Origin of the sequence: Polaribacter sp. (assembly GCF_965656025.1) — a bacterium.
In the GTDB taxonomy this organism is placed as follows: Bacteria; Bacteroidota; Bacteroidia; order Flavobacteriales; family Flavobacteriaceae; genus Polaribacter.
The window spans coordinates 1-4751 of record NZ_CBFHJT010000025.1 but is presented as its reverse complement, the minus strand read 5'-3'; the positions used below and the strand labels follow the sequence as shown (position 1 = coordinate 4751).

The following is a 4751-nucleotide window of genomic DNA, read 5'->3' as shown; positions in this document are numbered from 1 at the left end:
CATAATAGGTTGTGCACAATGATGACCTGTTCTAACCGCAATGCCTAATTTATCTAAAATAGTACCAATATCATAAGGATGAATAGTGCCTACGTTAAAAGATATTACAGCTGTTTTTTTAGCAGTGGTACCAAATATTTTTACACCTTCTATTTTTAAAAGTTCTTGAGTTCCGTATTTTAAAAGCTCTTCTTCATAAGCAGCTATACTATCAAAACCAATGGAATTCATATAGTCGATTGCTGCTCCAAAGGCAATTCCACCACAAATATTTGGGGTACCCGCTTCAAATTTATGAGGCAAACCAGCATAGGTAGTTTTCTCGAAAGTTACGGTATCTATCATTTCTCCTCCACCCTGATAAGGAGGTAGTTTTTCTAACCATTCTTGCTTACCATACAAAATTCCTACACCTGTTGGGCCACACAATTTATGTGCAGACGCAACATAAAAATCTACATCTAAAGCTTGTACATCTGGTTTAATATGTGGCGTTGCTTGGGCACCATCAACTAAAACAGCCGCATTAAATTTATGAGCTGTTTCAATAATATCTTCTATGGGATTTATGGTTCCTAAGGCATTAGAAACATGGTTGCAAAAAACTAATTTTGTTTTTTTGTTTACCAAATTATGATAAACCTCCATGTCTAAAGATCCATTATCTAACATGGGTATTACTTTTAAAATAGCTTCTGTTTTTTCGCACAACATTTGCCAAGGCACAATATTAGAATGGTGTTCTAAAGCAGAAACAATAACCTCATCACCTTTATTTATAAGTGACGCAAAGCCAGAGGCAACCATATTAATACTATGTGTTGTACCTGAGGTTAAAATAATTTCATACGCATTTTTTGCGTTAAAATGTTGTTGAATTTTTATGCGCGCTTCTTCGTATTTGTCTGTTGCTTCTTGGCTTAAAGTGTGCACACCTCTGTGGATGTTTGCGTTGTAATTGCTATAATAATCTACAATGGTATCTATAACAACCTGTGGTGTTTGCGAAGTAGCAGCATTATCAAAATAAACTAAAGGTTTGCCATTTACGGTTCTTTTAAGAATTGGAAAATCGGCTCTAATTTTATCAACATTCATCATACAAAATCATTTTAAAGTACAAAGATAAAGGTTGATTTTTTAAAGAGGTAGAAAACCAACATGATTTTCTTATTTTTACATAAATAAAGTTACTTTTAGATGAAAATTTTTAGACGTTTTTTGCTGTTAATATTGATAATTATTTTAATTGCTGTGTTTTATAATTATCCAAAACTGAATATTCTAGCAGGCTATTCTGCAAAAAATACAGCATCATCTGTTTTTGTAGCCAATAGAACTCTGGTATTTACAGATAGCACAGATAATAATTTTTCTCCTGTTGATTTAGCTTCAGATGAAATAAATGAAACACAAAAAACGGCAACAGCTTCTGTTTATGGCTTATTAACAAGAAAAGCTGTTATTAGAAAAGGCTTAGGTTCAGTTTTAACTCTAGAAGAAAGTGATGAAACTGCGAGTTATTTATCACCAAAAAGATTAGAATCAGATAATTCAACTTCTTTTCCTTATGGTAGTGCATCACAAAAAGACAGTGTTTTTACTAATATAGATTACGATAAATTACAGAAAACAGTGGCCTCTGTTTTCGGAAAAAGAAAAACAAGAGCAGTTTTGGTTGTTTATAAAGATCAAATTATTGCAGAAAAATATACTGATGGTTTTAACAAAGACTCAAAACTTTTAGGTTGGTCTATGACCAAAAGTATTTTAAGCACTGTTTATGGTATTTTACAGCATCAAAATAAAATAAATGTGCAAGACAAAGCACCTATAGATTCTTGGCAAAATGATGCGCGTAAAAACATAACTATCCATAATTTACTACAAATGAATTCTGGTTTAGAGTGGGATGAAAATTATGATGAAATTTCTGATGCGACTAAAATGTTATTTTTAGAAAGAGATATGACCAAGTTGCAAGAAAACAAACCTTTGGTTGGTAAACCCAATGAAACGTTTAATTATTCTTCAGGAACGTCTAATTTATTATCGGGCATTTTAAGAAAACAGTTTGCAACACATCAAGAATATTTAGATTTTTGGTATTCTGATTTTATCGATAAAATTGGTATGAATTCTATGGTGTTAGAAGCCGATTTAAGCGGTAATTACGTAGCTTCTTCCTATTCTTGGGCAACTGCTAGAGATTGGGCAAAATTTGGTTTGTTGTATTTACACAATGGCAATTGGAATGGACAGCAACTTTTTACTAAAAACTGGGTAGATTATGTAACCACACCCACACCAACCTCTAAAGGTACTTATGGAGCACAATTTTGGTTAAATGCAGAAAAGCAGTTTAAAGATGTGCCAAAAAGCATGTATTTTGCTGATGGTTATCAAGGACAAAGAGTTTATATTTTACCAGAGCAAGATTTGGTTGTGGTACGTTTTGGGCTTTCTTGGTTTGAAGAAAACTTGTTTTTAAAAGGAATTTTAGAGAGTGTTGTGAAGCCCTAAAAAAAAATTAAGTGTAGCACTATTTTAGCACGAGATAGTAACCCAAAAAAAAACCTCTCTTTAAAGAGAGGCTTTTTTTTTGTATTTTTTAGACTAGCTTTTTCCTTTTATCAAACCTGTGGCTAGTGCAACAACACCAATACCAATGGTAATATATGCATTTGTATTGTCTTGAGTTTCTACTAAATCAACATCGCCAACAGAAACTTGTGTTTCTGGTTGTATTAAGGTATATATTCCGTAAACTAGTAGTACAACACCTGCAATTAATAATACTATTTTTATACTTTTATTCATAATATTTACTTTTTATAAAGTTTTTTGGATTGTTATAATACAAATCTACTTTAACAATACTAGCAATATTAACTTGTATGCAATAAAAGTTAACAATATCAATTAGAAATCGAAACCTAAATTAACACCCAATTTTTTAGCTATTAATTTGGTAATGCGTTGTTTTACTTCAGGTATTTTTACACTTTCTAAAACCGTATTTGCAAATGCATACATTAATAATGCTTTACCTTCTTTTTTAGGAATACCACGCTGTTGCATATAAAATAAAGCATCTTCATCTAATTGACCAATGGTACAACCATGAGAACATTTTACATCGTCTGCAAAAATTTCTAGTTGCGGTTTTGCATTAATAGTAGCTTTGTCGCTAACTAAAACATTATTATTTTGCTGATATGCGTTGGTTTTTTGTGCTTCTTTTTCTACAATTACTTTTCCGTTAAAAACACCTGTAGAGCGTTCATCAAAAATACCTTTGTAGTCTTGGTGACTCTCGCAATTTGGTTCTATGTGATGTACTAAAGTATGATGATCTACATGTTGTTTACCTTCAATAATCGTAATTCCTTTTAAAATAGAATCTATGTGTTGTCCTTTTTGATAAAAGTTTAAATTATTTCTGGTGATGTTTCCTCCAAAAGAAAACGTATGTACAGAAACTACACTGTTAGATTGCTGTTCTATGTACGAATTATCTACCAAAGAAGCAGTTGTTGCATCATTTTGAATTTTATAATAATCTACATTCGCAGCTTTATCTGCATAAATCTCGGTAACTACGTTAGATAAAACTGGATTCTCAGTTAAACTTTGATGGCGCTCTATAATTTGTACTTGAGAATTTTCTCCCACTACAATTAAATTTCTAGGTTGTAGCATTGTTGCAGCTTGAGAACCTGTGGTAAAATTTAAAATTTGAATCGGTTTTTTAACCTCTGTATTTTTAGGAATATTAATGTAAGCACCTTCTGTAGCAAAAGCTGTGTTTAGAGATGTTAAATTATCTTTTTTGGCAATTTTGTTAAAATACTTATATATAACTGCCTTGTATTTTGGATTGGTTAATGCAGAAGACATCAAACAAACATCATAATGTTCATGAGTTGTTTGCGATAAAAAAGAACTGTATTTACCATTGATAAACACAATTTTATAGGCATCTATTTCATGTATAAAATATTTTTTTACTTCTGCCAATTCTATCGCTTCTACTTTATTAGGAAACAAACTGTAATCTTGCTTTAAAACAGGATTTAAAGAGGTATATTTCCAAGCTTCTAGTTTCTTAGTAGGAAAACCTACTTTCTCAAAATTTTGTAGTGCTTCAGAACGAATTTCGTGTACATCAGAATTTACGTCTATATTGTTTTCAAATGCTACGTAAGATGATAGTAATTTATCTTGTAATTCCATAGTTTTTAGTCTTCAGTACTCAGTCTTCAGTTGGCAGTTTTGGAAATTATCAAAAAAACTACTGATTACTGGCTATTTTTTATTCTTAACTAATTTTACATACAGTTGCTGACCGCAAACTGCTACTGTTTAACTGCGAACTTATACAAGTTCTTGCTTTATCCAATCATACCCTTTTGCTTCTAATTCTAAAGCCAAAGAAGCATCGCCTGTTTTTACAATTTTACCATCGTGTAAAACGTGTACAAAGTCTGGTACAATGTATTCTAACAAACGTTGGTAGTGTGTAATAACAATTACTGCATTGTCTTTAGATTTTAACTTGTTAACACCATTGGCAACAATACGCAAAGCATCTATATCTAAACCAGAATCAGTTTCATCTAAAATGGCTAATTTTGGTTCTAACATTGCCATTTGAAAGATTTCGTTACGTTTTTTCTCTCCTCCAGAAAATCCTTCGTTTAAAGAACGACCTAAAAATTTACGGTCTATTTCTAACAATTCAGATTTTT

The 4751-nt window shown here is 31.5% G+C and carries 5 protein-coding genes; 1 reads left to right on the top strand and 4 read right to left on the bottom strand.

Going from position 1 to position 4751, the window contains the following annotated elements:
• Positions 1-1101 (bottom strand): aminotransferase class V-fold PLP-dependent enzyme (locus tag ACTG3S_RS06525; RefSeq protein ID WP_439128558.1); only part of this gene is annotated, 1101 nt, incomplete at its 3' end.
• 99 nt (positions 1102-1200) lie between these two features.
• Between ACTG3S_RS06525 and ACTG3S_RS06520 the strand changes: the two genes are divergently transcribed.
• On the top strand, positions 1201-2523 hold the full coding sequence (locus ACTG3S_RS06520) for a serine hydrolase domain-containing protein (RefSeq protein ID WP_439128557.1): 1323 nt from the start codon (positions 1201-1203) through the stop codon (positions 2521-2523).
• A 93-nt stretch (positions 2524-2616) separates the two neighbouring features.
• On the opposite strand, the gene ACTG3S_RS06515 is transcribed toward ACTG3S_RS06520, so the two are convergent.
• From ACTG3S_RS06515 to ACTG3S_RS06505, 3 genes are all read right to left on the bottom strand, one after another.
• The gene (locus tag ACTG3S_RS06515; protein ID WP_439128556.1) at positions 2617-2820 is read right to left on the bottom strand and encodes a hypothetical protein; all 204 of its coding nucleotides are present in this window, start codon (positions 2818-2820) and stop codon (positions 2617-2619) included.
• 102 nt (positions 2821-2922) lie between these two features.
• Entirely contained in the window at positions 2923-4236 is a 1314-nt protein-coding gene (sufD, locus tag ACTG3S_RS06510) for a Fe-S cluster assembly protein SufD (protein WP_439128555.1), read from the bottom strand.
• 141 nt (positions 4237-4377) lie between these two features.
• Positions 4378-4751, bottom strand: a 374-nt coding sequence (locus ACTG3S_RS06505; RefSeq protein WP_439128554.1) for an ABC transporter ATP-binding protein, incomplete at its 5' end; no start/stop codon positions are given.